This window comes from Pseudomonas sp. 1D4 (genome assembly GCF_001728925.1).
Classification (GTDB): domain Bacteria; phylum Pseudomonadota; class Gammaproteobacteria; order Pseudomonadales; family Pseudomonadaceae; genus Metapseudomonas; species Metapseudomonas otitidis.
On the sequence record NZ_LXJQ01000009.1, the window covers coordinates 17,905 to 42,490 of the forward strand.

23 protein-coding genes are annotated in these 24,586 nt (G+C 65.4%); 15 read left to right on the forward strand and 8 right to left on the reverse strand.

Annotation, left to right across the window (positions count from 1 at the left end):
• Positions 1-4: 4 nt before the first annotated feature.
• On the forward strand, positions 5-1,039 hold the full coding sequence (locus tag A7D27_RS06875; protein ID WP_069564455.1) for an AraC family transcriptional regulator: 1,035 nt from the start codon (positions 5-7) through the stop codon (positions 1,037-1,039).
• A gap of 6 nt (positions 1,040-1,045) precedes the next feature.
• On the opposite strand, the gene A7D27_RS06880 is transcribed toward A7D27_RS06875, so the two are convergent.
• Together A7D27_RS06880 and A7D27_RS06885 are read right to left on the reverse strand one after the other, a co-directional pair.
• Positions 1,046-2,014, reverse strand: a complete 969-nt coding sequence (locus A7D27_RS06880) for a fimbrial protein (protein ID WP_165666052.1) — start codon at positions 2,012-2,014, stop codon at positions 1,046-1,048.
• Between the two features lie 122 nt (positions 2,015-2,136).
• Positions 2,137-3,135: a fimbrial protein gene (locus A7D27_RS06885; protein WP_083265548.1), complete on the reverse strand. Its 999-nt coding sequence runs from the start codon at positions 3,133-3,135 to the stop codon at positions 2,137-2,139.
• Positions 3,136-3,342: 207 nt separating this feature from the next.
• Between A7D27_RS06885 and A7D27_RS06890 the strand changes: the two genes are divergently transcribed.
• Both A7D27_RS06890 and A7D27_RS06895 read left to right on the forward strand, forming a co-directional pair.
• Entirely contained in the window at positions 3,343-4,317 is a 975-nt protein-coding gene (locus A7D27_RS06890; protein ID WP_170832278.1) for a fimbrial protein, read from the forward strand.
• Between the two features lie 73 nt (positions 4,318-4,390).
• Positions 4,391-4,861, forward strand: coding sequence for an Lrp/AsnC family transcriptional regulator (locus tag A7D27_RS06895; RefSeq protein ID WP_069559043.1), 471 nt, complete (start codon positions 4,391-4,393; stop codon positions 4,859-4,861).
• A 4-nt stretch (positions 4,862-4,865) separates the two neighbouring features.
• On the opposite strand, the gene A7D27_RS06900 is transcribed toward A7D27_RS06895, so the two are convergent.
• Positions 4,866-5,756 (reverse strand): fimbrial protein, encoded by an 891-nt coding sequence (locus A7D27_RS06900; RefSeq protein ID WP_165666055.1) that lies wholly within the window; start codon positions 5,754-5,756, stop codon positions 4,866-4,868.
• Between the two features lie 400 nt (positions 5,757-6,156).
• On the opposite strand from A7D27_RS06900, the gene A7D27_RS06905 reads away from it, so the two are divergent.
• The gene (locus A7D27_RS06905; protein ID WP_069564459.1) at positions 6,157-7,839 is read left to right on the forward strand and encodes an NAD(P)/FAD-dependent oxidoreductase; all 1,683 of its coding nucleotides are present in this window, start codon (positions 6,157-6,159) and stop codon (positions 7,837-7,839) included.
• 12 nt (positions 7,840-7,851) lie between these two features.
• Positions 7,852-8,646 carry a carbon-nitrogen hydrolase family protein gene (locus A7D27_RS06910; RefSeq protein WP_069564460.1) on the forward strand — a complete coding sequence of 265 codons (795 nt, stop codon included), beginning with the start codon at positions 7,852-7,854 and terminating at the stop codon, positions 8,644-8,646.
• 296 nt (positions 8,647-8,942) lie between these two features.
• Here the strand turns inward: A7D27_RS06910 and A7D27_RS06915 are convergent, their stop codons facing one another.
• The 4 genes from A7D27_RS06915 to A7D27_RS06930 are packed head-to-tail and all read right to left on the reverse strand — an operon-like array spanning position 8,943 to position 11,772.
• Positions 8,943-9,647: a type 1 glutamine amidotransferase gene (locus A7D27_RS06915; protein ID WP_069559047.1), complete on the reverse strand. Its 705-nt coding sequence runs from the start codon at positions 9,645-9,647 to the stop codon at positions 8,943-8,945.
• 1 nt (position 9,648) lies between these two features.
• Positions 9,649-10,845: an acetylornithine transaminase gene (locus A7D27_RS06920; protein WP_069564461.1), complete on the reverse strand. Its 1,197-nt coding sequence runs from the start codon at positions 10,843-10,845 to the stop codon at positions 9,649-9,651.
• Complete coding sequence (locus A7D27_RS06925) at positions 10,838-11,077, reverse strand: hypothetical protein (protein ID WP_044411998.1); 240 nt, start codon at positions 11,075-11,077, stop codon at positions 10,838-10,840. Before A7D27_RS06925 ends, A7D27_RS06920 begins: the two co-directional genes overlap by 8 nt.
• Positions 11,074-11,772, reverse strand: coding sequence for an MOSC domain-containing protein (locus A7D27_RS06930; RefSeq protein ID WP_069559049.1), 699 nt, complete (start codon positions 11,770-11,772; stop codon positions 11,074-11,076). The genes A7D27_RS06925 and A7D27_RS06930 overlap by 4 nt, the downstream gene beginning before the upstream one ends.
• A gap of 103 nt (positions 11,773-11,875) precedes the next feature.
• On the opposite strand from A7D27_RS06930, the gene A7D27_RS06935 reads away from it, so the two are divergent.
• Positions 11,876-12,775, forward strand: coding sequence for a LysR substrate-binding domain-containing protein (locus tag A7D27_RS06935; protein WP_069559050.1), 900 nt, complete (start codon positions 11,876-11,878; stop codon positions 12,773-12,775).
• A 376-nt stretch (positions 12,776-13,151) separates the two neighbouring features.
• Entirely contained in the window at positions 13,152-13,808 is a 657-nt protein-coding gene (locus A7D27_RS06940) for an endonuclease I family protein (RefSeq protein ID WP_069559051.1), read from the forward strand.
• A 53-nt stretch (positions 13,809-13,861) separates the two neighbouring features.
• Here A7D27_RS06940 and A7D27_RS06945 read toward each other — a convergent pair whose 3' ends face one another.
• Positions 13,862-14,380 (reverse strand): Hcp family type VI secretion system effector, encoded by a 519-nt coding sequence (locus A7D27_RS06945; RefSeq protein ID WP_069559052.1) that lies wholly within the window; start codon positions 14,378-14,380, stop codon positions 13,862-13,864.
• 459 nt (positions 14,381-14,839) lie between these two features.
• Here A7D27_RS06945 and tssA point away from each other — a divergent pair, with 459 nt between their 5' ends.
• From tssA to tssH, 8 genes are all read left to right on the forward strand, one after another.
• A complete protein-coding gene (tssA, locus tag A7D27_RS06950; RefSeq protein ID WP_069564462.1) occupies positions 14,840-16,396 on the forward strand; it encodes a type VI secretion system protein TssA in 1,557 nt (518 codons plus the stop codon).
• A 32-nt stretch (positions 16,397-16,428) separates the two neighbouring features.
• Complete coding sequence (gene tssB / locus A7D27_RS06955) at positions 16,429-16,929, forward strand: type VI secretion system contractile sheath small subunit (RefSeq protein WP_069559054.1); 501 nt, start codon at positions 16,429-16,431, stop codon at positions 16,927-16,929.
• A 30-nt stretch (positions 16,930-16,959) separates the two neighbouring features.
• Complete coding sequence (tssC, locus tag A7D27_RS06960; protein WP_044411975.1) at positions 16,960-18,435, forward strand: type VI secretion system contractile sheath large subunit; 1,476 nt, start codon at positions 16,960-16,962, stop codon at positions 18,433-18,435.
• Between the two features lie 10 nt (positions 18,436-18,445).
• Positions 18,446-18,853: a type VI secretion system baseplate subunit TssE gene (gene tssE / locus A7D27_RS06965; RefSeq protein WP_044411972.1), complete on the forward strand. Its 408-nt coding sequence runs from the start codon at positions 18,446-18,448 to the stop codon at positions 18,851-18,853.
• Positions 18,854-18,864: 11 nt separating this feature from the next.
• Entirely contained in the window at positions 18,865-19,137 is a 273-nt protein-coding gene (locus tag A7D27_RS06970; protein WP_044412074.1) for a PAAR domain-containing protein, read from the forward strand.
• Positions 19,138-19,200: 63 nt separating this feature from the next.
• Positions 19,201-20,988 (forward strand): type VI secretion system baseplate subunit TssF, encoded by a 1,788-nt coding sequence (gene tssF / locus A7D27_RS06975; protein ID WP_069564463.1) that lies wholly within the window; start codon positions 19,201-19,203, stop codon positions 20,986-20,988.
• Entirely contained in the window at positions 20,952-21,968 is a 1,017-nt protein-coding gene (gene tssG / locus A7D27_RS06980) for a type VI secretion system baseplate subunit TssG (RefSeq protein WP_069559057.1), read from the forward strand. The genes tssF and tssG overlap by 37 nt, the downstream gene beginning before the upstream one ends.
• Before the next feature lie 14 nt (positions 21,969-21,982).
• A complete protein-coding gene (tssH, locus tag A7D27_RS06985) occupies positions 21,983-24,577 on the forward strand; it encodes a type VI secretion system ATPase TssH (protein ID WP_069564464.1) in 2,595 nt (864 codons plus the stop codon).
• The last annotated feature ends 9 nt before the right edge of the window (positions 24,578-24,586 follow it).

The following is a 24,586-nucleotide window of genomic DNA, read 5'->3' on the forward strand; positions in this document are numbered from 1 at the left end:
CGCGATGACCATCAGGGGTGACTGGTACGAGTGCGACAGCCGCTTCATCCCGGCCCACGGCCAGCCGGCGGTACTGATCGACCTGGCGCTCTCGCGGGGGATCGACAGCCACCGCCTGTTGCGGGGCACCGGGCTGTTCTACGAGGACATCCTCGCCGGCGGGCAACTGGTCAGCCCGCAGCAATTCCTCGGGCTGATCGGCAATGCCCGGCGCCTGCTGGCGGCCGATGACACGGCCTTTCTCTTAGGCCAGCGGCTTTTGCCCGGCCACTACGGCGCCGCCAGCCACACCCTGCTGCATGCCGAGCACCTGCAGGATGCGCTGGGGCAACTGATCCGCCAGCGGGCGCTGCTGACGCCGTTGCTGGCGCCCCGGCTGGTGCTGGACGAGCAGGACGCCTGGCTCTACTGGGTGGACGCCTGCGGGGCGGGGGAACACCGGCGCTTCCTGCTGGAGGCGAGCATGACGGCGGTGGCGGCACTGTGCCGGCGCCTGGGCGGGGAGCGGCTGCCGTGGCGCTACCACTTCGCCCATGCCCAGCCGCGCTGCATCGAGCAGTACTGGGTGCACCTGGGGGAGGAGGTGCGCTTCGACCAGCACGTGGACGCCATGCAGGTGCCGCGCGCCTGGCTGACCCAGGCACTGCCGGAAGCCTCGCAGACCGCCGGCCAGGTGGCACGCCAGGAATGCGCGCGCCACCTGGCGGCGCTGGGCCATCGCGCCAGCCTGCTGGACCGGCTCTACGGCTGGCTGCTGGAGCGGGTGCGCGAGGCGCCGGTGCTGGAGGATGCGGCCCTGGCCTTCGCCATGAGCCCGGCCACCTTCAAGCGCAAGCTGGCCAAGCACGGCACGCACTACCAGGAGCAGCGCGACCTGGTGCGCAAGCACGTGGCGCTCTACCTCTACCGCATCAAGGGCTACGGCAACGACGAGGTGGCGGCGTACCTGCACTTTCACGACAGCACCAACTTCCGCCGCTCGCTCAGGCGCTGGACGGGGCTCTCCCCCAGCGCGCTGCGCCAGTTGTTCGGGGCTTGAGGGGCGTCATTCGTAGAACAGTGTCAGCGTGGCCGTGGTCACCACCGCGCCGGGGGTGATGTCCGGTTCGTGCTGGTGATAACGGGCAATCAGCGGAATGGGGCTCGGCCCGCCGCTGGGGCCGCTGGTCTGGTGATACGCCTTGACCCCCAGGACCAGCGGTGTGCCACCGCCCGCCCCCTTGAGCAACTGGACCCCAACGCCGGTGGCCATGCCGGGCCCTTCGCTGTTCTTGAGCACCGAATCCGCCGCCTGCGTCCCATCCACGCGGTAGGAGATGCTGACGTCCGGGTCGCACTCCAGGTGGATGTCGAATGCACGCTCCCAGGCGGAACTGCCGACACCCTTGAAATGGTGGTGGTTGGCGGTGGGCAGGTGCACGGTCACGGCGGGGTTGAGCAGCCGGCAGCCGGTCTTGTTGAACACCAGGCGGGTCGGCGGGAAGGTGAGCTCGTTGGTCAGCATGTTGTGGTAGTAGACCTGGATCGGATTGATGCCGAAGGTGCCTGACTCGATGGGGCCGGTCTTGATCAACTGGAACCACCACAACTGAGCCGGTGAGTAGGAGGTGGCGAGAATCGGCATCCCCCTGCGCGGGTAGTCCATGAAAATGCCGCCACCCATGGTGGCGGGCGGGCGGCTACTGTTGTTGGCCCAGGCCACCTTGATGCCGACGCCCGGCACGCCGCTTTCGTAGACGTGTTGCAGGGACGTTGGCGTCATGGCCCCGCGGTAGCCATGGTCCATCCACGGCTCGCCGGGCCCCGTGCAGGTGACGCTGGCGCTGCCACCGCCAACCCAGCGGCCGGTGTCATACAGCACAGTGCCGATCGGCACATCGCGGTGGACAGTCAGGGTGGAGGGAAGAGGTAACTGATTGGTTTTTGCAGACCCGGTGCAGTTAGCTCCCCAGACCGTGCCGGACGTGAGCAGGAGCATCAGGGCGCTGGCGAACAGGCGGGGAGGCAGGTTCATGAGCATGACCGAAGAAAAAAACGGGGAGAAACTCTAACGGCTAGCCCCCCTGCGCTCTGTCGGACAGGCTTCCGGTATGACCGCCACGTCTGTAGGCCATCGCCGCAGGACGATCAGGCGCACTACTCGTAGAACAGGGTCAGGGTGGCCGTGGCCATTACCGCACCGGGCACAATGCGGGGTTCGGTCTGGTAGTAGCGGGCTATCAGTAGAATCTTGCTGAGCCCGCCGACGGCGCCCATGTCCATGTGGTAAGCCTTGGCCCCCAGCACCAGCGGGGTGCCGCCATCCCCACCCCCCTTGAGCAGTTGAACGCCCACCCCCGTGGCCATCTCGGCACCCTCGCCATTCCTGAGCACCGAATCCGCCACCTGCTGCCCGTCAATCCGGTAGGAAATGCGGATATCCGGATCACATTCCAGGGAAACATTGAACGGACTTTGCCAGGCTGAGCTGCCAACGCCCTGAAAGTGGTGGAGATTGGCCACGGGCAACGCCACGGTGATATTCGGGGTCTGCAACCGACAGCCTTGCTTGTTGAACACGAGCTGGGACGGCGTGAACGTCAGCTCGTTGGACAGCAGGTTGTGGTAGAACACCCGCGCTGGCTTGATCTGGAAGGTACCTGACTCGATAGGGCCGGTCTTGATCAGTTGAATCCACCACTGCTGGGCGGGTACGTAGTCGTTAGCAGAGATCTGCACTTCGGCCGGCGGGTCGTTCATGTAGCGACCGCCGCCCATGGACGTAGGTGGGTTACGCCCATTGTTGCTCCACGCCACCTTGATGCCGACGCCCGGCACCCCGGTCTCGTAGACGTGCTCCAGAGCGGTCTTGACCGCCCCGCCACGAAAGCCGTCGGTTAGCCAGATCGTGCCGGGTCCTTTGCAGGAGACACTCAGGGCCCTTCCGCCGCCGACCCAACCGTTGGTGTCGTACAGCACGGTGCCAATGGGGGCATCCCGCTGCAGAGTGATGGTTGCAGGGAGCGTGTAGTTGGTTCGCAGAGCATCCCCTCCACTGCAACTGGCGCCCCAGGTAATGCCCGAGGCAAACAGGGATGCCAAAGCACCTGCCAGCTTGCTGTATGCGTTACGGTTCATGCTGATGATCCAGGACATGAAATGGGCCGAGATTCTAACGGCCTCAAAAGCCCGCCACCGTGCGGCATGACCTACAAGAAGCCACCCGTCAGGTAAGCAGATAGCGCGCAGGGCGTAGTCAAAAAGACCTGCAGAGCGCGTCCGGCTCTCTCCGCTGGTTTAAAGGCAGCAGGCCCGTAGGTCGCCCTTCTATGGATGTCCCGTCCCTCGCCCACGGTGCCGACGATGTCTACCAAGCTGTGCATTACCTTCGTTCATGCGTTCGCTCTTCTGCTGGCGCCGAGTCTTGTGATGGGCGCCAGTTGCACCGGCTCGGGCCTGAAGACTGCCCACACCCTGCCCGCTACCCTCACCGTGCCCCGGGATGTCCCCATTGGCACCGTGCTGTACGACACGGGCGGCTGGATCGGTAACGGCCAGGCCTCGGCCCGCTGTCGGGGATGGGGCTCGTTCTGGCTGAGCCAGGGCTATGCGAACAACATGGCGTCGACCTCGCTGAAGTACGTTTACGAGACCGGGGTGCCGGGCATCGGCATCAAGGTGGCCTGGTACAACAATGCCAAGCAGACCCCTGGCAGCATGAACGCCGGCGCCTTCATGACATCGCCGCGCTCAAACATCGAGATCGCCCGTGATGACTACGTCCCGGCCCAGCGCTGGTGGATTCAGTTGATCAAGACCGGCCCCATGGCATCGGGCACGTTCCGCATCTCGCCGATCCGTATCTACTACCACGACCTCCTGACCAATGAGTTGGAGTTCTCCGCCAGCCAACTGGTGTTCCAGAAGCAGGGGTGTCGACTGCTTGAAGCGAACATGGAGGTACGTCTGGCCAAGGCGAACCTGCGTGACTTCGACGGACCGGGCTCGACGGCCCGTCCGCACACTTTCCAGATTCCCCTGGAGTGCGATCCGGAGCTGCGCGTCTCCTACAGCCTCGACGCGCCACTGAAGGCCTCGCCGTCGGTGGTGAAGAACAGCGACACCCGTGCCACTGCGAGGGGCGTAGGCATGCAGTTGCTGCGGGAGCCTGGCGGTATGCCGGTGGTCTTCGGCGAGAAGGTCTTCCATGCCTTGCTACCGTCGGGCCAGGAGGCCTTCGTGAACATCCCGCTGACGGCTCGCTATTACCAGTACGACACCCGGTTGGTGCCGGGGACGGTGGAGGCGCTGGTGCAACTGACGCTGTACTACGAGTGATGCGAACGTCGGCACCGTGACATGGCCTGCCATTCGGGTAGCCTTGTCCTCCCCTGGACGCCGAATCCATGCCATGTCAGACGCCCTCGCCTTCCTCGACGAAACCGACCGCCAGTTGATTGCCGCGCTGCAGATCAACGCCCGGGAAAGCATCGCCACCCTCGCCCGCCGCCTGGGCATCGCCCGTACCACGGTGAACTCGCGCCTGGCACGGCTGGAGCGCAGTGGGGTGATCAGCGGCTACGGCGTGCGCCTGGGCCAGCGGGTATCCGAAGGCGGGCTGCAGGCCTACGTGGGCATCACCGTGCGGCCACGCAGCGGCAAGGACGTGCTGCGCCGCCTGACCGGCATGGCGGAGGTGCAGTTGCTATGCACGGTGAGCGGGGAATTCGACTATGTGGCCTGGCTGCGAGCCGAGTCGCCGGAGCGGCTGGACCAGTTGCTGGACGAGATCGGCAACGTGGAAGGGGTGGAGCGCACCACCACCTCCATCATCCTCAGTTGCAAGATCGACCGGGGCCAGCCCCTTCCGGGGCCGGCCTGAGGGGTCAGCGGTAGAACAGGGTGATGGTGGCTGAGGTCACCACTTGACCCGGGCCGACCGCACTGTCGACCTGACGGTAGCGAGCCGTCAGCGGGATGCGCACCACGGAAGTACCTGACGCGGCGGTGCGCCCAAGGAGCACCTCTCTGCCCATGGCCAGCGGTCCCACAAATCCATGTCGGCTAAGCAGCTGAACACCGACTCCTTTAGCCATGTCACGGCCTTCGCTGTTCTTCAGGGTGGAGTCGTCAACCTTGAGCCCATCGATTCGGTAGGAGACTGCGATATCAGGCTCGCATTGAAGATCGATGTCAAAGTCCTTGGGCCAAGCGGTGCTGCCCACACCCTTGAAATCCTTCATCCAGGACTTGCCGAGCAGCACGTTCTGCGAGGGATTGAGCAGGCGACAGCCCTGGGTCTGCACAGCCAGATTCACCCCGGAAAAGGCCAGGCGATTGGAAAGCTGGTTGTGATAGAAGACCTCGACCGTCGGGATTGAGTAGGTGCCGCTGCGTATGGGGCCGGTCTTGATCAGTTGAATCCACCAGAGGTTGGCCGGAGTGTAGCGGCCCCATGCGAGCAACTCGTTACTGATGCGCGGACTAGTCATGTACTGCCCACCCGACATCTGCGCCGGGGTGGACGTATTTCGCGACCAAGCGACGCGAATCCCCACCCCAGGGACTCCCGTGGCGTAGACATAAGGCAATCCGGGGACAGCCGCAGGGCTTCCAGTAAAGCCCCGATCGAGCCACAGGTCACCGTGCTGCAGGAAGCCGCCACAGGTGATGTATGCCTGGCCTCCACCGACCCAGCCCTGGGTGTCGAACAGCACATCGCCAACACTCATGTCGCGGCGAACCGTCAAGCTTGAAGGCAAGGTGTAGGTGGTCATCGCAGGCGATCCCTTGCACGTCGCAGGGAACGCCCATGCCTCCTGCTCATGCAGCCCAAGCACCGTGCAGAAAAGAACGAGCGAACGGCCAACCCATGTACGCATGAGCCATCTCCCTGTGTCCTGGATACGAAGGCCCGCATGATGGCTGATCACCCTGCCTGGACGATCCGAGGCGCCTCCCTTCATCACGAAAGCCAACAACCTACGACACAAGGGAAATTTCCTAGGAACTTATCACCTGCACACAAGAATTCGACATTTCGCTAAAAAATATCGTCATTCTGTATTTATATCCATATTAATGACGACATAAATCGTCTTATAGACGAAATTCAGCCTCCCTAGAATGGTGCCAACGCTGCACAGACAGCCCCTCAAGCATTCCTCGCAGGTCGCCATGCACAACAACAATCGCCACCCCGCCGACGGCAAGAACCCCATCACCATCTTCGGCCCGGACTTCCCCTTCGCCTTCGACGACTGGATCCGTCACCCCGCCGGTCTGGGCAGCATCCCGGCCGAGCACCACGGCGCCGAGGTGGCCATCGTCGGTGCCGGCATCGCCGGGTTGGTGGCGGCCTACGAGCTGATGAAGATGGGCTTGAAGCCGGTGGTCTACGAGGCCTCGAAAATGGGCGGGCGCCTGCGCTCGCAGACCTTCGAAGGCACCGACGGAATCATCGCCGAGCTGGGTGGCATGCGCTTCCCGGCCTCGTCCACGGCCTTCTACCACTACGTGGACATGCTCGGCCTCAAGACCCAGCCCTTCCCCAACCCGCTCACCCCGGCTTCCGGCAGCACGGTGATCGACATCGAGGGCAAGACCTACTACGCCGAGAAGCTGGCAGACCTGCCGGCGCTGTTCCAGGAAGTGGCCGACGCCTGGGCCGATGCCCTGGAGGACGGCGCACAGTTCGGCGAGATCCAGCAGGCCATCCGCGACCGCGACGTGAAGCGCCTGAAGGCGCTGTGGAACACCCTGGTGCCGCTCTGGGACGACCGCACCTTCTATGACTTCGTCGCCAGCTCCAAGGCGTTCGCCCAGCTCTCCTTCCACCACCGCGAGGTGTTCGGCCAGGTGGGCTTCGGCACCGGCGGCTGGGACTCGGATTTCCCCAATTCCATGCTGGAGATCTTCCGCGTGGTGATGACCGCCTGCGACGACAACCAGCACCTGATCGTCGGCGGTGTGCAGCAGGTGCCCCTGGGCATCTGGCGCCACGCCCCGGAGCGCTGCGTGCACTGGCCGGCGGGCACCTGCCTGGCGTCCCTGCACAACGGTGCGGCGCGGCCGGGGGTCAAGCGCATCGTCCGCGCCGCTGATGGTCGCCTGGCGGTCACCGACACCTGGGGCGACACCCGCCATTACGCCGCCGTGCTCGCCACCTGCCAGACCTGGCTGCTGACCACCCAGATCGAGTGCGAGGAATCGCTGTTCTCGCAGAAGCTGTGGATGGCCCTGGACCGCACCCGCTACATGCAGTCCTCGAAGACCTTCGTGATGGTCGACCGGCCCTTCTGGAAGGACAAGGACCCGCAGACCGGCCGCGACACCCTGAGCATGACCCTCACCGACCGCCTGACCCGTGGCACCTACCTGTTCGACAACGGCGACGACAGGCCGGGGGTGATCTGCCTGTCCTATTCGTGGATGAGCGATGCGCTGAAGATGCTGCCGCACCCGGTGGAGAAGCGCGTGAAGCTGGCCCTGGACGCGCTGAAGAAGATCTACCCGGACGTGGACATCGCCAGCCACATCATCGGTGACCCGATCACCGTGTCCTGGGAGGCCGACCCGCACTTCCTCGGCGCCTTCAAGGGCGCGCTGCCGGGCCACTACCGCTACAACCAGCGCATGTACGCGCACTTCATGCAGGACGACATGCCCGCCGAGCAGCGCGGCATCTTCATCGCCGGCGACGATGTGTCGTGGACGCCGGCCTGGGTCGAGGGCGCGGTGCAGACCTCACTCAATGCGGTGTGGGGCATCATGCACCACTTCGGCGGCAGCACCCCCGCAGACAACCCCGGCCCGGGCGACTGCTTCGCCGAACTCGGCCCCATCGCCCTGCCGGACTGACAGGAGAACCCCATGCGCATCGCCCTCTACCAATGCCCGCCACTGCCGCTGGAGCCGGAGGCCAACCTTGAGCGCTTGCGCCAAAGGGCGGCCGAAGCAGCCCGGCGCGGGGCGCGGCTGCTGATCACGCCGGAGATGTTCCTCAGCGGCTACGACATCGGCCTGGAGGCCGTGCAGCGCCTGGCCCAACCCTGCGATGGCGACTGGGCGGCACGCATCGCCGGCATCGCCCGGGAGCACGGCATCGCCGTGCTCTACGGCTACCCGGAGCGAGACGGGAACGGCGAGCTGTACAACGCGGTGCAACTGATCGATGCCCGGGGCGCACGCCTCGGCCACTACCGCAAGACCCACCTGTTCGGCGAGCTGGACCGGGGCATGTTCAGCGCAGGCGAGGACCTGTCCCCGCTGGTGGAACTGGAGGGTTGGAAGCTGGGGCTGCTGGTCTGCTACGACGTGGAGTTCCCCGAGAACGTGCGCCGCCTGGCCCTGGCCGGGGCAGACGCGGTGCTGGTGCCCACGGCGAACATGGCGCCCTTCGACTTCGTCTGCGAGGTGCTGGTACGCGCCCGTGCCTACGAAAGCCAGTGCTACCTGGCCTACGCCAACTACTGCGGCGCCGAAGGCGAGATCCGCTACTGCGGCCTCTCCAGCGTCAGCGCCCCGGACGGCAGCCTGGCCGCCCTGTGTGGCCGTGAGGAAACCCTGGCTTTCGCCGACCTGCGCCGGGACCTGCTGGAGCGCTCCCGCCAGGCCCTGACCTACCTCAACGACCGCCGCGCCGCCCTCTACGGCCCCCTGGCCTGAAGCGAGCCGGGATGATGGGCTTCGCACAGCGAAGCCCATCCTACGGCGACTCCGCAGCATTCCCCGAAGCGCACTGCGATGGCCACGGCGCAGGGTGGATGGCGCTCTTTCCATCCACCAGTGGCGTTCTGCATGGCCTCCCGCTGGATCGATGAATCGCGTTCCACCCTCCGCTGCGGTCACGTCCGTAGGATGCGGTGAGCTCCGCGAACCGCATCAGATCCTCACCAAGAAAAACCGCCCGGGGCAAAAGACAGGGCCGCCGGGCGGTTGAGAAAAAGGACTCGAGAAGGGAATCAGGTCAGCACGGCGTGGGGGCCGGTGAGGTAGTCCAGCAGGCGGAACAGCGTCGGCGCCAAGGCACTGCACTGGGGGTAGCCGTCACGGATCGCGGCGGCATCCTCCACCGAACCCGGTCGAGCCAAATCCTCCGGGCAGGCCTGCAACAAGGCTTCGATGCTCTCCGGGGTGCTTTCCAGGTGGCATTGCAGGGCGATGGCGTGCTCGCGCCAGACGAACCCCTGGTTGGCACAGGCGGCAGAGCCGTAGAGCGGAATCGCGCCATCCGGCAGTTCGAAGGTCTCGCCGTGCCAGTGCAGGGCCAGCAGGCGCTGGGGCAGCATTCGCCCGAGCGGAGAGCGGTCGGCCAGGGGGTTCTTCTCCAGCGGCCACCAGCCGATCTCGGCCTCCCCGGGGCGTACCTCGGCGCCCAGTGCTTCGGCCAGCAACTGGCCACCCAGGCAAATGCCCAGGACACGTTTCTCCCCCTCCAGCGCCGCACGGATCAGCGCCTTCTCCTCGCGGAGCCAGGGGTAGAGCGCCTCGTCGTGCACGCTCATCGGGCCACCGAGCACCACCAGCAGGTCGAAGTCTTCCGGCACGGGCAGGCTGCCACCCGCGTGGAGAGGGTAGATCCGCGCCTGTGTGGCGCGCAGCTCCAGCCACTGGGCGATACGCCCGGGGCCCTCGAAGGGGACGTGCTGAAGAATGGCGACACGCATGTCAGGCGATCTCCGGTTCTTTGCTGCGAGCCAGGGACAGCGCGCGGTTGAGGCGTTTGAGCATTTCGTCGACGTTGGCGAGGCTGACGTTCAACGCGGGGGTGAAGCGCAGGCAGTCGGCCTGGGGGGCGTTGATCAGCAGCCCGTCCTCCAGCGCCTGGCGAGCCACCCGCGTGGCCGACTGGCGAATCAGCGGCATGCCGACCATCAGCCCGTGGCCACGCAGGGGGCCGTGGCCGTGGCGGCGCGCCACCCGGGCGAGCCCGTCGCGCAGGTGCCGGGACACCTCGCGCACCTGTTCGAGGAAACCGGGTTCCAGCACGGTCTTCAGCACCGCCAGCCCCGCAGCGGTCATCAAGGCATTGCCGTGGTAGGTGCCACCCTGCTCGCCGGGTTCGAAGCAGCAGGCATTGCCACGGGCCAGCAGCGCGGCCAGGGGCACGCCGCCGCCCAGCCCCTTGCCGAGGGTGATGATGTCGGCACGAATGCCATACAGCTCCTCGGCCAGCAGGGTGCCGCAGCGGCCAATGCCGGTCTGCACCTCGTCGAGGATCAGCAGCACGCCCCTGGCACGACACAGGCGCTCGGCGCCCTGCAGGTAGTCGAGGGTGGCGGGGATGACCCCGGCCTCGCCCTGGACCGGCTCCAGCATGACGGCCACGGTCTCGTCGTCGACGGCGGCTTCGAGGGCCTCCAGGTCGTTGTAGGGCACCTTGGTGAAGCCCGGCAGCTTGGGCTCGAACAGGTGCTCGAAGGCCGGCTTGCCGGAGGCCGACATGGTGGCCAGGGTGCGGCCGTGGAAGCTGTTGCAGGCGGTGACGATGCGGTACGCGCCGCCCCGGTGCACCTGGCCCCATTTGCGCGCCAGCTTGATGGCGCCTTCGTTGGCTTCGGCGCCGCTGTTGAGGAAGTAGACCTGGTCGCTGTCGGTGGCCTGGCAGAGGCGCGAGGCGAGCTTGAGCAAGCTGCGGCTGTAATAGGCTGGGCCGGGGTTGATAACGGCTTCGGCCTGTCGTCTCAGGGCGTCTACCACGGCGCTGGGGCTGTGACCCAGGCTGTTCACCGCCCAGCCCTGGGTGAAGTCCAGGTAGGCGCGGCCGTCGGCATCCCAGAGCCAGGAGCCCTGGCCACGGACGAAGACCTGCTCGGGACGCTCCACGGTCTTCATCAGGCGCATGCCGGCAAGCGGGTCACGCATGGTCGGGTACCTCTTCATGGCGGTATTCGATGCCCAGCAGGCGCAGCCCTTCCGGGCCCTGTTCGAGGATGCGGCGCAGCTCGCGGCGGCGCTCGATGTGCAGGCTGAAGCCCTCCTCCCGGGGAAAGCGGGCGCGCAGTTCGCGGGTCACTTCGACGTAGCGGGCCTGGTTGACCGACAGCTCCGCCAGCAGCACCTGGTCGCGACGCAGGCCGATGCGGTAGTCGCTCATGCCCGCATCCCCTCCAGCGGCAACCCTTGCAGGCGGGCACTCCAGTCCTCCACCACGCCGGTGGCGAGGCGTCGGGCGGCGGTGTCGCGCCAGCGGGAGGAGAGCGCCGAACATTGCTGCAACTGCTGCAGGCCGGCGTGCTCCAGCGGGTAGTGGAAGTAGCTCTGGATGGCGTGGGCGACGGTCAGGCCCGGGTAGGAGCGCTGGACCAGTTCCAGGGTGCTGTCGAGGCTGACGAAGCCTGGACGCAGCACGCGGTAGAACCAGCCGCAACGGCCGGTCTCCTGCACCTGCTCCGGCAGCGCCGGGATGCCCCAGCGGCGGCTCAGGCGATAGCACGGTGAGCGCGGTTGGCTGACCTGCAGCAGGGCGCCGCCCCAGCGGAAGATGTCGCCGATGCACACCTGGTCCTCTGTGAGGCCATAGGTGGAAAGGTTCTCGCCAAAGCTCGGCGCCTTCCAGGCCAGGTGGCGGTAATGCTTGCGCCAGTAGCGGTAATGTTCGGCCGGGTAATGATGCAGGGCGCGCTCGGGGCCGCCGTGAAAACGCTGGTCGCCCTGCTCGTCGCTGCCAAGTCCCTGGGGCCACAGCCACAGCCGGTGCTTCACCGCCTGCTTGTCCACTGCGCTGCTGAGCCCACCACCGATATCTTCGGCTTTACCTATGAAAACGCCTTGCACTACGATCCCGGACATTCGCCCTCTCCAGCGCGAGATACAGTCTCTGTGCTGCTTAGGCTAGGGGCTTCGGGGTTGTCGGGCCATTTCGATTTTCAAGCTTTATCGATAAGCAGAACTTATGGATTTTCGCCAGCTTCGCTATTTCGTCGCGCTCTATGAAGAAGGCCATGTGGGCCGGGCTGCCGAGCGCCTGAGCCTGTCCCAGCCGGCGCTTTCCCAGCATATCCGCCAACTGGAACAGGGGCTGGACGTGAGCCTGTTCCAGCGCAGCGGCAAGCGCCTGCTGCCGACCCTCGCCGCCCACACGCTGTACAGCCACGCACTGCCGCTGCTGGATGGCCTGGAACGTGCCCGCGAAGCGCTGCGCGGGTTCCGCGGCCAGGCACCGCGCAGCCTGGCCATCGGCGTGCTGCAGACCGTCAACGCCAGCCTGGTGCCGCTGCTGCTGGAGCGGCTGCGGGAGGCCCAGCCACAGTTGGTGGTGCAAATCTATGAGCTGTCGGGACTGGACATCGAGCGGCGGTTGCTGACCGGCACCCTGGACATCGGCATCGGCTTCCTGCCACCGCGACAGCCCGGCCTGCACAGCCGGCAGCTCTACGAGGACGAGCTGCAACTGGTGATCCCCAAAGAACATCCCCTGCGGGAGTTCAAGAAGGTGTCGCTGAGCCAGGCAGCGGAACTGCCGATGCTGCTGTTGGGCGAGGAATTCCGCGTGCGGCAGATCTGGCAGGAGCAATTGGCCTTGCTCGGCCGCAGGCCCAATGTGCAGGCGGAGCTGAACCAGATGGCCGGCATCCTCGACAGCCTGCCCCATACCCAGCTGGCCACCGTGCTGCCCGGACGGGCGCGGCAGATGCACGCCAACCAGTACCTGCTGTGGAAGCCCCTGAGCGAACCGCGCGTACCGCTGAAGGTGGGGCTGGTGTTCCGCGATGCCCAGCGCCAGCAGGCCACCCTGGAGCTGCTGCACAGCCTGCTGGAGAAAGTCCCGGCACCGCCCTGGGAAGGCGTTTGAATGCGCAAAAGAAAAACCCCGCCGAAGCGGGGTTTCTGCAGACTTGTTTCCCTGACATCCCTGATCAACCGCCATCCTGGCGGAGAATCCACTGCATCCGTGTTTTTCAGTGCGCTTCCTGCGCGGCGTCCTATGGCGTGTAGATTAGTGAGGCCCGCCAAGCAGCGATAGCAGCTATAGCCGCCAGTTCTTGTAAGCATTCTCTTACATGACCCTACAAACGATATGCCCATCACACGGCGCCGATTCATACACGGCCATTTGCAAGCCCAAGCAAGCGGTCGCTTGGTTTTGTCTTGGCAAAACCCAGTTGCTAGACTCCGCCTGTCCCGAATAACAACAAGCCCTCCAAGGGGCGTCCTACTGGGTCATCACCATGCGCGTCGTTGCGATAGCCCTTTCTCTTGCGGCCCTCGCCGCCTCCACCCCACTGCTTGCCGGTGGCCAGAATCGCTTGCCAGATCCCAAGGCCGCGATCCGCGAGGCCTTCTGGAAACAGCTCTACGCCGGCGCTGACACCACTCTCTATTGCGGCAAGCTCTTCCAGGGCGAGAGCGGCCTGCTGGCAGCAAGCCCGGTCTACTCCATCAAGCAGATCAAGAGCGCCTTGCGCTGCATCACCGACAACCAGTGCCGCGAGACGAACCCCCAATACCCCTACATGCTGGCCGACCTGCACAACCTCTACCCCGAACTGGCACGGGTGGAACTGGCACGACGCAACGCGCTGTTCGGCGTGGTGGGTGACGCCGCCTCCGCGCGCACCATCGATGACTGCCCGCTGAAGAGCAGCTTCCAGCTGATGGAGCCGAGGGACGAGGCCAAGGGCAATGTCGCCCGCGCCATCTTCTATATGCATGTGGAGTACGGTCTGCCCATCGTCGGCCAGGTGCAGGTCTTCAAGCAGTGGCACCGCCAGGACCCGCCCGACGACGCCGAACGCGCCCGCAACGACCGCATCGCCGCCCTGCAGGGCACGCGCAATCGCTTCATCGATGACCCGACGCTTGTGGACAAACTGATTCCGGAGTAGGTCCGCCCCGGACGGGGCGGAAGGAGTTCGGCCGGGGAACCCCGGCCGAAGGGTCAGGCGGAGATCGGCGTACGCCAGTCATCCGAGCCGGACGTGCCGGAGACCTCATGGGTCCAGACGATCTTGCGGTAGGTGAAGTACACGTCTTCCAGGTGGGTGAAGTGCGCCATGTTCGGGTCCTGGCAGTTCGGCATGCGCGACTGCACATCGACGATCACTGCGTCTTCCAGCTCGATGGTGAAGTAGTGCTCCTGAGTACCGGTGGAAGAAGTGCGATACCACTCCAGCCGGCACTTGGACAGGCGCTCTCCGGACGTCAGGGCGTTGAAGATCAGCGGCGAGGACTTGTCGAAGACCTTGGTGATCATCAGCGGCTTGTGGACACGCTGGCCGGTGGGCTGGCCGGACTGGGGATCACGAGGAATGATCACCTGGTGGTTGAATGCCTGAACGAGGATCTGGTCCTCGTGGCCTTCCTGGAAGATGTTGCCGACGGAGTCTTCGGTGAAGGTGCCGGCGGTGAGAAGGCCCTGTTTGGTGCCTTCGAGGGACAGGTACGCGGGAGTTGGCATGGTGGTCTCCTTGCCGTGATTGATAATTGGCCCGGTAAATTCAGGCCCCCACTCACAAACAAGTCACATGCCAACTCTGCAAACTTCTTTTAAACCAACAAGTTACAAAATAAAGCTCCATTCCCTCGCGATAAGCACATAAAAAATAAAACCACTTCCGGCCACTTTCCATACGTTCAATACGCAACTTCTTGCACAGTTAAAGCTTAAAAAAAGCAAACAATATTCCCAGCCGTTCAAGCACTTACAAACAGTCAAGAAGTTACAGAGACGCTACGCTCAATACCTGTCTCTATTTCCTACAAACAATGTCGAACACACTTCTTCCAAGCCCCTCCATAATCGATCGCCCTTGAAGATGGCAATTGGCTACGACCGAGCGTCTATCCATCGGTATTGCAATCCCAGCGACACTTAACTGCCCCACAGGAAGTCCCCTTCAATTGGAGTCCAGCAAGGATGAGCTACTCCGGCAAACTCAGCGCGCACTATCAGGAACTGGCTGCCACGCCTATCTCGGCGGAGAGCTTTGCGGGTGAAGACGTCCGCTATTCGCCGGAATTCGAAGCCCTGGAAAACGAGCTGGCCAAGGCAGCCTCCCTGCATACCAGCGCGCCCATCGACTGGCAGATGATCCGGGAACAGAGCGAAGCGTTGCTCCGCACCCAGTCGAAGGATCTGCGCCCAGCCGCCTGGCTGGCATGGGCCCTCTATCAATGTGAATCCTTCCAGGGCCTCCATGCCGGACTGCTCCTGCTGCTGCATCTCTGTGAAGAGCGCTGGGACGGCCTCCACCCGCGCAAACCGCGCACTCGCTCGGCGGCCCTGGCTTGGCTGACCACACGCCTGGAGCCGGTTTTCGACGAAGCTGTGCCGATCAAGGAGCAACTCCCCCTGTTCCGCGACCTGGCGAGCGCCCTCACCCGCCTGGACCATTGCCTGAGCAAGCGCCTGGAAGCGGATGCTCCTTTGCTCCTGCCCCTGTGCCGCCGGCTCGACGAGCGGGTGAACCAAGCTGCGAAAGGCCAACCGGAGAACAACGCAGTCAGCGCCACCGTGGCCCAGGTCAAGCAGGTGGCCAGCCAACTGCTGTCCTCACCCAGCGCCGTGGAGAACGAGCGGGACGCACAGAAGAACCTGCGCGCCCTGCAGGACGCCGCCCGCCCCCTGAATACCTGGTGGTTGCGCCAGAACACCACCGACATCCGCGCCCTGCGCCTTAACCGCACGCTGCTCTGGCTGGCGATCGACAGCCTCCCGGAGCGCAACACCGAACAGATCACGCCCCTGCGCAACCTGCCCAAGGACAAGCTGGAGAACTACCGGGATCGGCTGGCCAAGGGCGAGTACGCCGACCTGCTCGCCGAACTGGAAGGCAGCATCGCCCGCGCGCCTTTCTGGCTGGACGGCCAGCACATGGCGTGGGAATGCCTTCAGGGCCTGGGGGCGGAGGCCGCCATGCTCGAAGTCGAACTGCAGTGCGCACTGTTCCTGCACCGTTTGCCGGGCATCGTCGAACTGCGCTTCCACGATGGCAGCCCGTTCGCCGATCCCGCTACCCGCAGTTGGATCAGCGCACACGTCCTGCCTCACCTGCAGACCGTCGATGCCGCCCCGACGCCCACCAGCGGCCACGATGCGCCTGCCTGGGAGCAGGCCCTGCAGGAGGCCCAGGCCATCCTGCGCAAGGACGGCCTCAAGGCCGCCACCCAGCGCCTCAAGCACGGCCTGCAATCAGCCCATGGCGGCCGCCAGCGCTTCTTCTGGCAACTGGCCATGGCCCGGCTCTGCTACCACGCCAAGAAATACGAGCTGGCCCGTATCCAGCTCGAAAACCTCGACCAGGACCTGCAGGACAGTGGCCTGCACGCCTGGGAACCCGACCTCGTCCTGCAGGTGCTCAACCTCCTGCATAGCTGCTGCGAGCTGCTGCCACAGAACCACAGTGTGCGCGAACGCAAGGACGAGGTTCACCGCAGGCTGTGCCACCTCGATCTCGAGGTGGTACTCGACTAGGCCCTCGGGCCCCCACGCAAAGGAGACATACCATGGCCAAAGAAGGCTCGGTCGCCCCCAAGGAACGCATCAACATCACCTTCAAGCCCGCCACGGGCAACGCCCAGGAAGAAATCGAGCTGCCCCTCAAGCTGCTCGTGCTGGGGGATTTCACCCAGCGCGCAGACGACCGCAAGGTCGAGGACCGCAAACCGATCGGCATCGACAAGAACAGCTTCGACGAAGTGCTCGCCAAGCAGGAGCTGAGCCTCACGCTGAACGTGCCGAACCGCCTCCAGGAGGACAAGGAAGACGACGAGCTGGGCATCAGCCTGGCGGTCAACTCCATGAAGGACTTCAACCCCGCCAACCTGGTCGAACAGGTGCCCGAGCTGAAGAAACTGATGGAGCTGCGCGACGCCCTGGTCGCCCTCAAGGGCCCGCTGGGCAACGCCCCCACCTTCCGCAAGGCGATCGAAGGCGTGCTGGCCGACGAAGAGTCCCGCACCCGCGTATTGGGTGAGCTGGGTCTCGATACCAGCCAGGACGAGTAACAACCGGAACAGATTGAAAGGACGCGAACCATGAGTATCAGCGCAGCACAGGAACAGTCGGCGAAGGCCGCCGAACACGGGATCCTCGACCGAATCATCGCCGAAACCAGCCTGACCCCGGAGGACGAAGCCTACGGCATCGCCAAACGAGGCGTCTCTGCCTTCATCGAAGAACTGCTGAAGCCGCAGAATCAGGGCGAGCCGGTCAAGAAGGCCCTGGTGGACCGCATGATCGCGGAGATCGACACCAAGCTCAGCCGCCAGATGGACGAGATCCTCCACCACCCGGAGTTCCAGGCACTGGAATCCTCCTGGCGCGGCCTCAAGCTGCTGATAGACCGCACCAACTTCCGCGAGAACATCAAGATCGAAATCCTCAACGTCTCCAAGCAGGACCTGCTGGATGACTTCGAGGACTCCCCGGAAGTGGTCCAGTCCGGCCTCTACAAGCACATCTACACTGCGGAATACGGCCAGTTCGGTGGCCAGCCGGTCGGCGCGATCATCGCTAACTACTACATGAACCCCAGCGCCCCCGACATCAAGACGATGCAGTACGTCGCCAGCGTCGCCTGCATGTCCCATGCGCCCTTCATCGCCGCCGCCGGGCCGAAGTTCTTCGGCATCGAGAGTTTCACCGGCCTGCCCGACCTCAAGGACCTGAAGGACCACTTCGAGGGCCCGCAGTTCGCCAAGTGGCAGAGCTTCCGTGAACAGGAAGACGCCCGCTACGTCGGCCTGACCCTGCCGCGCTTCCTGCTGCGCAACCCCTACGACCCGGAAGAGAACCCGGTGAAGACCTTCGTCTACCGGGAGAACGTCGCCAACGACCACGAGCACTATCTCTGGGGCAACACCGCGTACACCTTCGCCAGCCGCCTCACCGACAGCTTCGCCAAGTTCCGCTGGTGCCCGAACATCATCGGTCCGCAGAGCGGTGGCGCCGTCGAGGACCTACCGCTGCACCACTTCGAGAGCATGGGCGAGATCGAAACCAAGATCCCCACTGAGGTCCTGGTTTCCGACCGCCGCGAGTACGAGCTGGCCGAAGAAGGCTTCATCGCCCTGACCATGCGCAAGGGCAGCGACAACGCCGCATTCTTCTCCGCCAACTCCACCCAGAAGCCGAAGTTCTTCGGCATCAGCGAAGAAGGCCGCACCGCCGAACTGAACTACAAGCTCGGCACCCAGTTGCCCTACCTGTTCATCGTCAACCGCCTGGCCCACTACCTGAAAGTGCTGCAGCGCGAGCAGATCGGCTCCTGGAAGGAGCGCTCCGACCTGGAGCTGGAGCTGAACAAGTGGATTCGCCAGTACGTGGCCGACCAGGAGAACCCCAGCTCCGAAGTCCGTAGCCGCCGTCCGCTGCGTGGAGCCCAGGTGCTGGTCACCGATGTCGAAGGCGAACCGGGCTGGTACCGCGTGAGCCTCAGCATCCGACCGCACTTCAAGTACATGGGGGCGGATTTCACCCTGTCCCTGGTCGGCAAGCTGGACAAGGAATAAGGGGCGGCAGATGGACGGTTACGGCAGCCTGTTCGAACGACTGGGCGGCAAGGCACGCGAACGTGTCGGGCTGAGCCGCGAAGTCGCCGTCATGTCGTCCGTGGCCGACCATCTGGCCAAAATGCTCAGCACCCGGGCGGGCAGCGTGCAAACGCTGCCCGACTACGGGTTGCCCGACCTCAACGACATGCGCATGAGCCTGCACGACGCCCTCAACCAGGCCCGTGCCGCCATCGAGCGCTTCATCGAGGCCTACGAACCCCGGCTGCAGGGCGTCCGCGTGGTCGCACTGCCGCGTCGGCACGACCCACTCAACCTGTCCTTCTCCATCGAAGGCACGCTGAACATCGACGGCACCCGGCGACAGGTCAGCTTCGCCGCCCACCTCGACGGCAGCGGCAAGGTCAAGGTCCAGTAAGGAGATACCCCATGTCCGGCAAACCCGCCGCCCGCCTGTCCGACCCGACGGCATGTCCCATCCCGTTCCACCTGATCAACCCGATCGCCGTTGGATCACCCGACGTGCTGTTCGACGGCCTGCCCGCCGCACGCCAGGGCGACCCGTCGGCCTGCGGCGGGGCCATGGCGGCCAACCTTTCCGCCACCGTACTGATCAATGGGCGCCCTGCCGCCACCGTGGGAAGCATCGGCAGTCACGGCAACGTCGTCCTCAGCGGTTCGGGAACCGTACTGATCGGCTGACGAATACAGCGCCCTGGCCCTTTCGCCAGTCTTCGCCCAGGAACACCGGGAACACAGTCCTCCATGTCCTTCAACCACTACTACCAAAGCGAGCTGACCGCCCTGCGCCAGCTCGGGCGCCGCTTCGCCGAGCGCAGCCCGGCATTGGCGCCCTTCCTCGCCCAGGCGGGGCGGGACCCGGATGTGGAGCGCCTGCTGGAGGGCTTCGCCTTCCTCACCGGCCGGCTGCGGCAGAAACTCGACGACGAACTGCCCGAGCTGACCCATTCGCTGATGCACCTGCTGTGGCCGAACTACATGCGCCCCCTGCCAGCGTTCAGCATCCTGCAGTTCGATCCATATGCCAGCGCGGGTGAATCGCTGGTGGTGCCCCGTGAGACCTGCGTGGCTAGCAACCCGGTGGATGGTGTGCGCTGCCGCTTCCAGACCTGCTTCCCCACCGAGATTCTGCCCCTGCGGGCCGATGGCCTGAGCTACTCCATCACCGGGGATGGCGCCTTGCTCAGCCTGCGCCTGGTGCTGATCGACGACGGCCACCTGGGCACCCCCCCGTTCGACCGGCTGCGCCTGCACCTGGCGGGCGAGCGCTACATCAGCCAGACGCTCTACCTCGGGCTGGTACATGACCTGGACAACATCGAGTTGGTGCCGCTGGATGCGAACAACGTTGCCTTGCAGGACGAGCGCGGCCAGCCCATCGGCCTGCGCCTGCCATCCACCAGCATTCGCCCCGTGGGCTTCGCCGAGGAGGAGGCGCTGATCCCCTACCCGCTGAACACCTTCCGCGGCTACCGCTACCTGCAGGAGTACTTCGCCTTCCAGGACAAGTTCCTCTTCGTCGACCTCACCGGCCTGGCCTGCCTCGGCGGCCTGCCCAAGGAGCAGCTGGAGCAGACCAAGGGCCTGGAGCTGCGTTTCGACATCCGCCGCAGCGGCATCCAGCGCCTGCGCCCGACCCTGGACAATCTGAGGCTCTACTGCACCCCGGTAGCCAACCTGTTCCGCCACGACGCCCTACCCATCCGTCTCGACAGCAAGCAGGACGAATACCTGATCCTCCCGGCCGAATACGACCCACAGCACTGCGGCGTGTTCTCCGTTGATACCGTCAGCGGCTGGCTGCCCGGCGGGGTTGGCCATCGCGACTACGTACAGTTCGAATCCTTCGAGCACGACGCCAGCTTCGACGTGCCGATGCCCCGGCCGCACTACAGCGTGCGCCAGCGCAGCTCCCTGCTGCACGACGGACTGGACACCTACCTCAGCTTCGGTGCGCGCAGCGGCCAGGAGCAGGAAACCCTCTCCGTGGAGCTGACCTGCACCAACCAGAACCTGCCGCGCCGCCTGCGCCTGGGAGACATCTGCCATCCGGGAGAGGGGGCGCCTGACTTCCTCACCTTCCGCAACATCACCGCCGTGACCGCCAGCTACGCCCCGCCGATCAACCGCGAGTTCCTCTGGAAGCTGATCAGCAACATGTCACTGAACTACCTCTCGCTGGCCAACGTCGACGCGCTGAAGGTGATCCTCGAAACCTACGACCTGCCGCGCTACTACGACCAGCACGCGGAAAAGGTCAGCAAACGCCTGCTCAACGGCCTCAAGTCGATCCGCCACCAGCATGTGGACAGGCTCCACCGCGGCCTGCCGGTCCGAGGCCTGCGCACCGAAATGAGCATCGATCCCGAGGGCTACATCTGCGACGGCGACCTGTTCGTCTTCGCCTCGGTGCTCAACGAATTCTTCGCACTCTACGCAAGCCTCAACTCGTACCACGAGCTACGGGTCTGCAGCACACAGGGAGAGGTGTACCAATGGACACCACGCATGGGCCAGCAACCCTTGCTCTGAGCCGCCTGAGCCAGGGCATCCGGGAATACGCGCTGTTCCAGGCTGTGCTCCTGGCAATGGAACACCTGCACCAGGCCGATGGCACGGACGAGGAGATCGACGAGGAGCGCCTCTACGATCGCATCGAGTTCCAGGCCAACCCGAGCCTGGGCTTCCCCGGCACCGACATCCACAGCCTGACCTTCTTCGAAGAAGGGGGCGAAACGCGCGCGCGTATCTGCCTGAACCTCGTCCGCCTCTCCGGCTCGGGCTCGCCACTGCCTGCCTTCTATGCCGAGCAGGTGCTGGACGAGGGTGACGACGACAACCCCACCCGGGACTTCCTCGACCTGTTCCATCACCGTCTGCAGCGGCTGCTGCTACCGATCTGGCGCAAGTACCGCTACCGGGCACGCTTCCAGAGTGGTGCCCGGGATGCCTTTTCCGAGCGGCTGTTCGCCCTGATCGGCCTCGGCAGCGAGGAACTGCGCAGCGCCGAGGAGCTGAACTGGAAGCGCCTGCTGCCCTACCTCGGGCTGCTCAGCCTGCGCGCCCACTCGGCCGCGCTGATCGAGGCCGTGTTGCGCTACTACTTCAAGCATGCCGAGCTATTCATCGAGCAATGCATCGAACGCAGCGTCGACATCCTCCAAGAGCAGCTCAACCGCCTGGGCCAGGCCAACAGCCAACTGGGTGAAGACCTGGTATTGGGGGAACGGGTGCGCGATCGCGGTGGCAAGTTCCGCATCCACATCCGCCAACTGGACTGGGAACGCTTCCACGAATTCCTGCCCATCGGCACCGGCTACCAGCCCCTCTGTGCCCTGGTGCGCTTCACCCTGCGCGACCCGCTGGACTACGACCTCCGCCTGGAACTGCGCCACGACGCCATCCGCGAGCTGCGGGTCGGCGCCGATAACCCCTGCCGCCTCGGCTGGACCAGTTGGTTGGGCCGCGAACGTGCCGACGGCATCGTCTCGCTGCGCAGCCGCACTCATTAAGGACCGATGAGCCCATGATCAATATCGACCTGCAACAACTCGTCCAGGCCCTGGACGCCGACACCCGCCGTGACCTGGAGATCGCCGCCGAGCGCTGCGTCGGCCGCGGCGGCAGCCGCATCCTGGTGGAGGACCTTCTGCTGGCCATGCTGGAGCGTACCGGCAGCCTCATCCACCGCGCCCTGCAGGACGGCGAGGTCGACACGGCCGAGCTGGTCGCCGCGCTCCAGGCCAACCCGGAGCACAGCGCTTCGCGCAATCCGGTGTTCGCCACCGAGCTGGTGCAGTGGCTGCAGGACGCCCTGCTGGTGGCCAATCTGGAACTGCACCGCAGCCTGATCGACCAGGCTGCACTGCTCCTGGCGCTGTTGCAGAACCCGCTGCGCCACGCTGGAACGCGCTACCACGCCCTGCTCGGCCACATCAGCGCCGAACGGCTGCGGGACTTCGCCCGCGCCCAGCAGGCAGAGCCGGGCACGGCCAGTGCCCCGTCCACGGGGGAATCGCTGCTCAAGCGTTTCACCCACAACCTGACCCAGCAGGCCCGGGAAGGAAAGCTGGACCCGGTGCTGTGCCGAGACTCCGCCATCCGCCAGATGATCGACATCCTCGCCCGGCGCCGGAAGAACAACCCGATCGTGGTCGGCGAGGCCGGCGTGGGCAAGACCGCCGTGGTCGAGGGCCTGGCCGGCCGCATCGCCAATGGCGAAGTGCCGGACGCCCTCAAGGATGTCGAGCTGCTGTCCCTCGACCTCGGCCTGCTGCAGGCCGGCGCCAGCGTGAAGGGCGAGTTTGAACGACGCCTGAAGGGCGTCATCGACGAGGTCCGCAACGCCCCGATGCCCATCATCCTGTTCGTCGACGAAGCCCACACCCTGATCGGCGCGGGCGGCCAAGCGGGCAGCTCCGACGCGGCCAACCTGCTCAAACCGGCCCTGGCGCGGGGCGAGCTGCGCACCATCGCCGCCACCACCTGGGCCGAGTACAAGAAGTACTTCGAGAAGGACCCGGCACTGGCCCGACGCTTCCAACCCGTACAGCTCCACGAGCCCACCGTGCCCGAAGCGGTGACCATCCTGCGCGGGCTCGCCCGCGTCTACGAGCGCAGCCACGGCATCTACCTGCGTGATGACGCCGTGGTCGCCGCCGCCGAGCTCTCCGCCCGCTACCTCGCCGGCCGCCAATTGCCGGACAAGGCCGTGGACGTCCTCGACACGGCCTGCGCCCGTGTCCGCATCAGCCTCGCGGCCGCCCCCGAGGCCCTCGAACGCCTGCGCGGCGAGCAGGCCGAGGACACCCGACAGCACCAGGCCCTGCGCCGCGACCTGGACGCCGGACTGCCGGTGGACGGCACAACCCTCGACGACCTGGCCACACGCCTCCACCAGCGTGAGGACGAACTGCAAACCCTCGAGGCCCGCTGGAACCACCAGCGCACCCTCGCCGAGCAACTGCTCGACCTGCGCCAGCGCATCGCCCGGCTGCGCCAGGGTGACGAGACGGTACCCGCCGAAGCGCCGGGCCTGGCTGAACTGGAGGCACAGTTGCAGGATACCCACAGCGCCCTGCGGGACCTGCAGACCACCGAGTCGCTCGTCAGTTTCGAGGTCTGTCCGCGGCTGGTGGCCGAAGTGATCAGCCACTGGACGGGCATCCCCCTCGCCCAACTGGCCCGCGAGCACAACGCCCGGGTATTGAGCTTCGCCGACGACCTGCGCCAGCGCATTCGCGGCCAGAACCAGGCCGTGCAGGCCCTGGACCGCGCCGTGCGCGCCACCGCTGCCGGCCTGAACCGGCACGACGCCCCGGTCGGCGTGTTCCTCCTGGTGGGCCCAAGCGGGGTGGGCAAGACCGAGACAGCACTGGCCCTGGCCGACCTGCTGTATGGCGGCGAGCGCTTCCTCACCACCATCAACATGTCCGAGTTCCAGGAGAAGCACACCGTCTCGCGCCTGATCGGCTCCCCGCCCGGCTACGTCGGCTATGGCGAAGGCGGCATGCTCACCGAGGCGGTGCGCCAGAAACCCTACTCCGTCGTGTTGCTCGATGAAGTGGAAAAGGCCGACCCCGACGTGCTGAACCTCTTCTATCAGATCTTCGACAAGGGCATCGCCAACGACGGCGAGGGGCGCGAGATCGACTTCCGCAACACCCTCATCCTGATGACCTCCAACCTGGCCAGCGAGCGCATCGACAGCCTTTGCGCCGACGGTCAACAGCCCACACCCGAGGCGCTGGAAGAGGCCATCCGCCCGCAGCTCGTGCGGCATTTCAAGCCGGCACTGCTGGCCCGCATGCGGGTCGTTCCCTACTACCCCATCAGCGGTGCGCTGCTGGAAGAACTGGTGGGGCTCAAGCTCGAACGCCTGGGCACCCGCCTGCAGCGCCGCCAACTGGAATTCAGCCACTGCCCGGATCTGGTCGCGCACATCGCCAGCCTCTGCCAGCAGGCCGAGAGCGGCGCCCGGCTGATCGACCAGGTGGTGGAGTCCCGCCTGCTGCCCCAGGTGGCCGACCAGTTGCTCGCAGCCATGGCCACCGGCACCCCGGTCAGCCGCGCCCACGCCCGCCTGGGCGAGCACGGTGCCATCGTCTGCGAGCTGTGCTGAGGAGATGGG

What these genes read in the sequence shown, in the direction of transcription:
- A7D27_RS06875 (WP_069564455.1), top strand. Translation starts at nt 5, where the DNA reads ATGACCATCAGGGGTGACTGGTACGAGTGCGACAGCCGCTTCATCCCG.
- A7D27_RS06880 (WP_165666052.1), bottom strand. Translation starts at nt 2,014, where the DNA reads ATGAACCTGCCTCCCCGCCTGTTCGCCAGCGCCCTGATGCTCCTGCTC.
- A7D27_RS06885 (WP_083265548.1), bottom strand. Translation starts at nt 3,135, where the DNA reads ATGTCCTGGATCATCAGCATGAACCGTAACGCATACAGCAAGCTGGCA.
- A7D27_RS06890 (WP_170832278.1), top strand. Translation starts at nt 3,343, where the DNA reads ATGTCTACCAAGCTGTGCATTACCTTCGTTCATGCGTTCGCTCTTCTG.
- A7D27_RS06895 (WP_069559043.1), top strand. Translation starts at nt 4,391, where the DNA reads ATGTCAGACGCCCTCGCCTTCCTCGACGAAACCGACCGCCAGTTGATT.
- A7D27_RS06900 (WP_165666055.1), bottom strand. Translation starts at nt 5,756, where the DNA reads ATGACCACCTACACCTTGCCTTCAAGCTTGACGGTTCGCCGCGACATG.
- A7D27_RS06905 (WP_069564459.1), top strand. Translation starts at nt 6,157, where the DNA reads ATGCACAACAACAATCGCCACCCCGCCGACGGCAAGAACCCCATCACC.
- A7D27_RS06910 (WP_069564460.1), top strand. Translation starts at nt 7,852, where the DNA reads ATGCGCATCGCCCTCTACCAATGCCCGCCACTGCCGCTGGAGCCGGAG.
- A7D27_RS06915 (WP_069559047.1), bottom strand. Translation starts at nt 9,647, where the DNA reads ATGCGTGTCGCCATTCTTCAGCACGTCCCCTTCGAGGGCCCCGGGCGT.
- A7D27_RS06920 (WP_069564461.1), bottom strand. Translation starts at nt 10,845, where the DNA reads ATGCGTGACCCGCTTGCCGGCATGCGCCTGATGAAGACCGTGGAGCGT.
- A7D27_RS06925 (WP_044411998.1), bottom strand. Translation starts at nt 11,077, where the DNA reads ATGAGCGACTACCGCATCGGCCTGCGTCGCGACCAGGTGCTGCTGGCG.
- A7D27_RS06930 (WP_069559049.1), bottom strand. Translation starts at nt 11,772, where the DNA reads ATGTCCGGGATCGTAGTGCAAGGCGTTTTCATAGGTAAAGCCGAAGAT.
- A7D27_RS06935 (WP_069559050.1), top strand. Translation starts at nt 11,876, where the DNA reads ATGGATTTTCGCCAGCTTCGCTATTTCGTCGCGCTCTATGAAGAAGGC.
- A7D27_RS06940 (WP_069559051.1), top strand. Translation starts at nt 13,152, where the DNA reads ATGCGCGTCGTTGCGATAGCCCTTTCTCTTGCGGCCCTCGCCGCCTCC.
- A7D27_RS06945 (WP_069559052.1), bottom strand. Translation starts at nt 14,380, where the DNA reads ATGCCAACTCCCGCGTACCTGTCCCTCGAAGGCACCAAACAGGGCCTT.
- tssA (WP_069564462.1), top strand. Translation starts at nt 14,840, where the DNA reads ATGAGCTACTCCGGCAAACTCAGCGCGCACTATCAGGAACTGGCTGCC.
- tssB (WP_069559054.1), top strand. Translation starts at nt 16,429, where the DNA reads ATGGCCAAAGAAGGCTCGGTCGCCCCCAAGGAACGCATCAACATCACC.
- tssC (WP_044411975.1), top strand. Translation starts at nt 16,960, where the DNA reads ATGAGTATCAGCGCAGCACAGGAACAGTCGGCGAAGGCCGCCGAACAC.
- tssE (WP_044411972.1), top strand. Translation starts at nt 18,446, where the DNA reads ATGGACGGTTACGGCAGCCTGTTCGAACGACTGGGCGGCAAGGCACGC.
- A7D27_RS06970 (WP_044412074.1), top strand. Translation starts at nt 18,865, where the DNA reads ATGTCCGGCAAACCCGCCGCCCGCCTGTCCGACCCGACGGCATGTCCC.
- tssF (WP_069564463.1), top strand. Translation starts at nt 19,201, where the DNA reads ATGTCCTTCAACCACTACTACCAAAGCGAGCTGACCGCCCTGCGCCAG.
- tssG (WP_069559057.1), top strand. Translation starts at nt 20,952, where the DNA reads ATGGACACCACGCATGGGCCAGCAACCCTTGCTCTGAGCCGCCTGAGC.
- tssH (WP_069564464.1), top strand. Translation starts at nt 21,983, where the DNA reads ATGATCAATATCGACCTGCAACAACTCGTCCAGGCCCTGGACGCCGAC.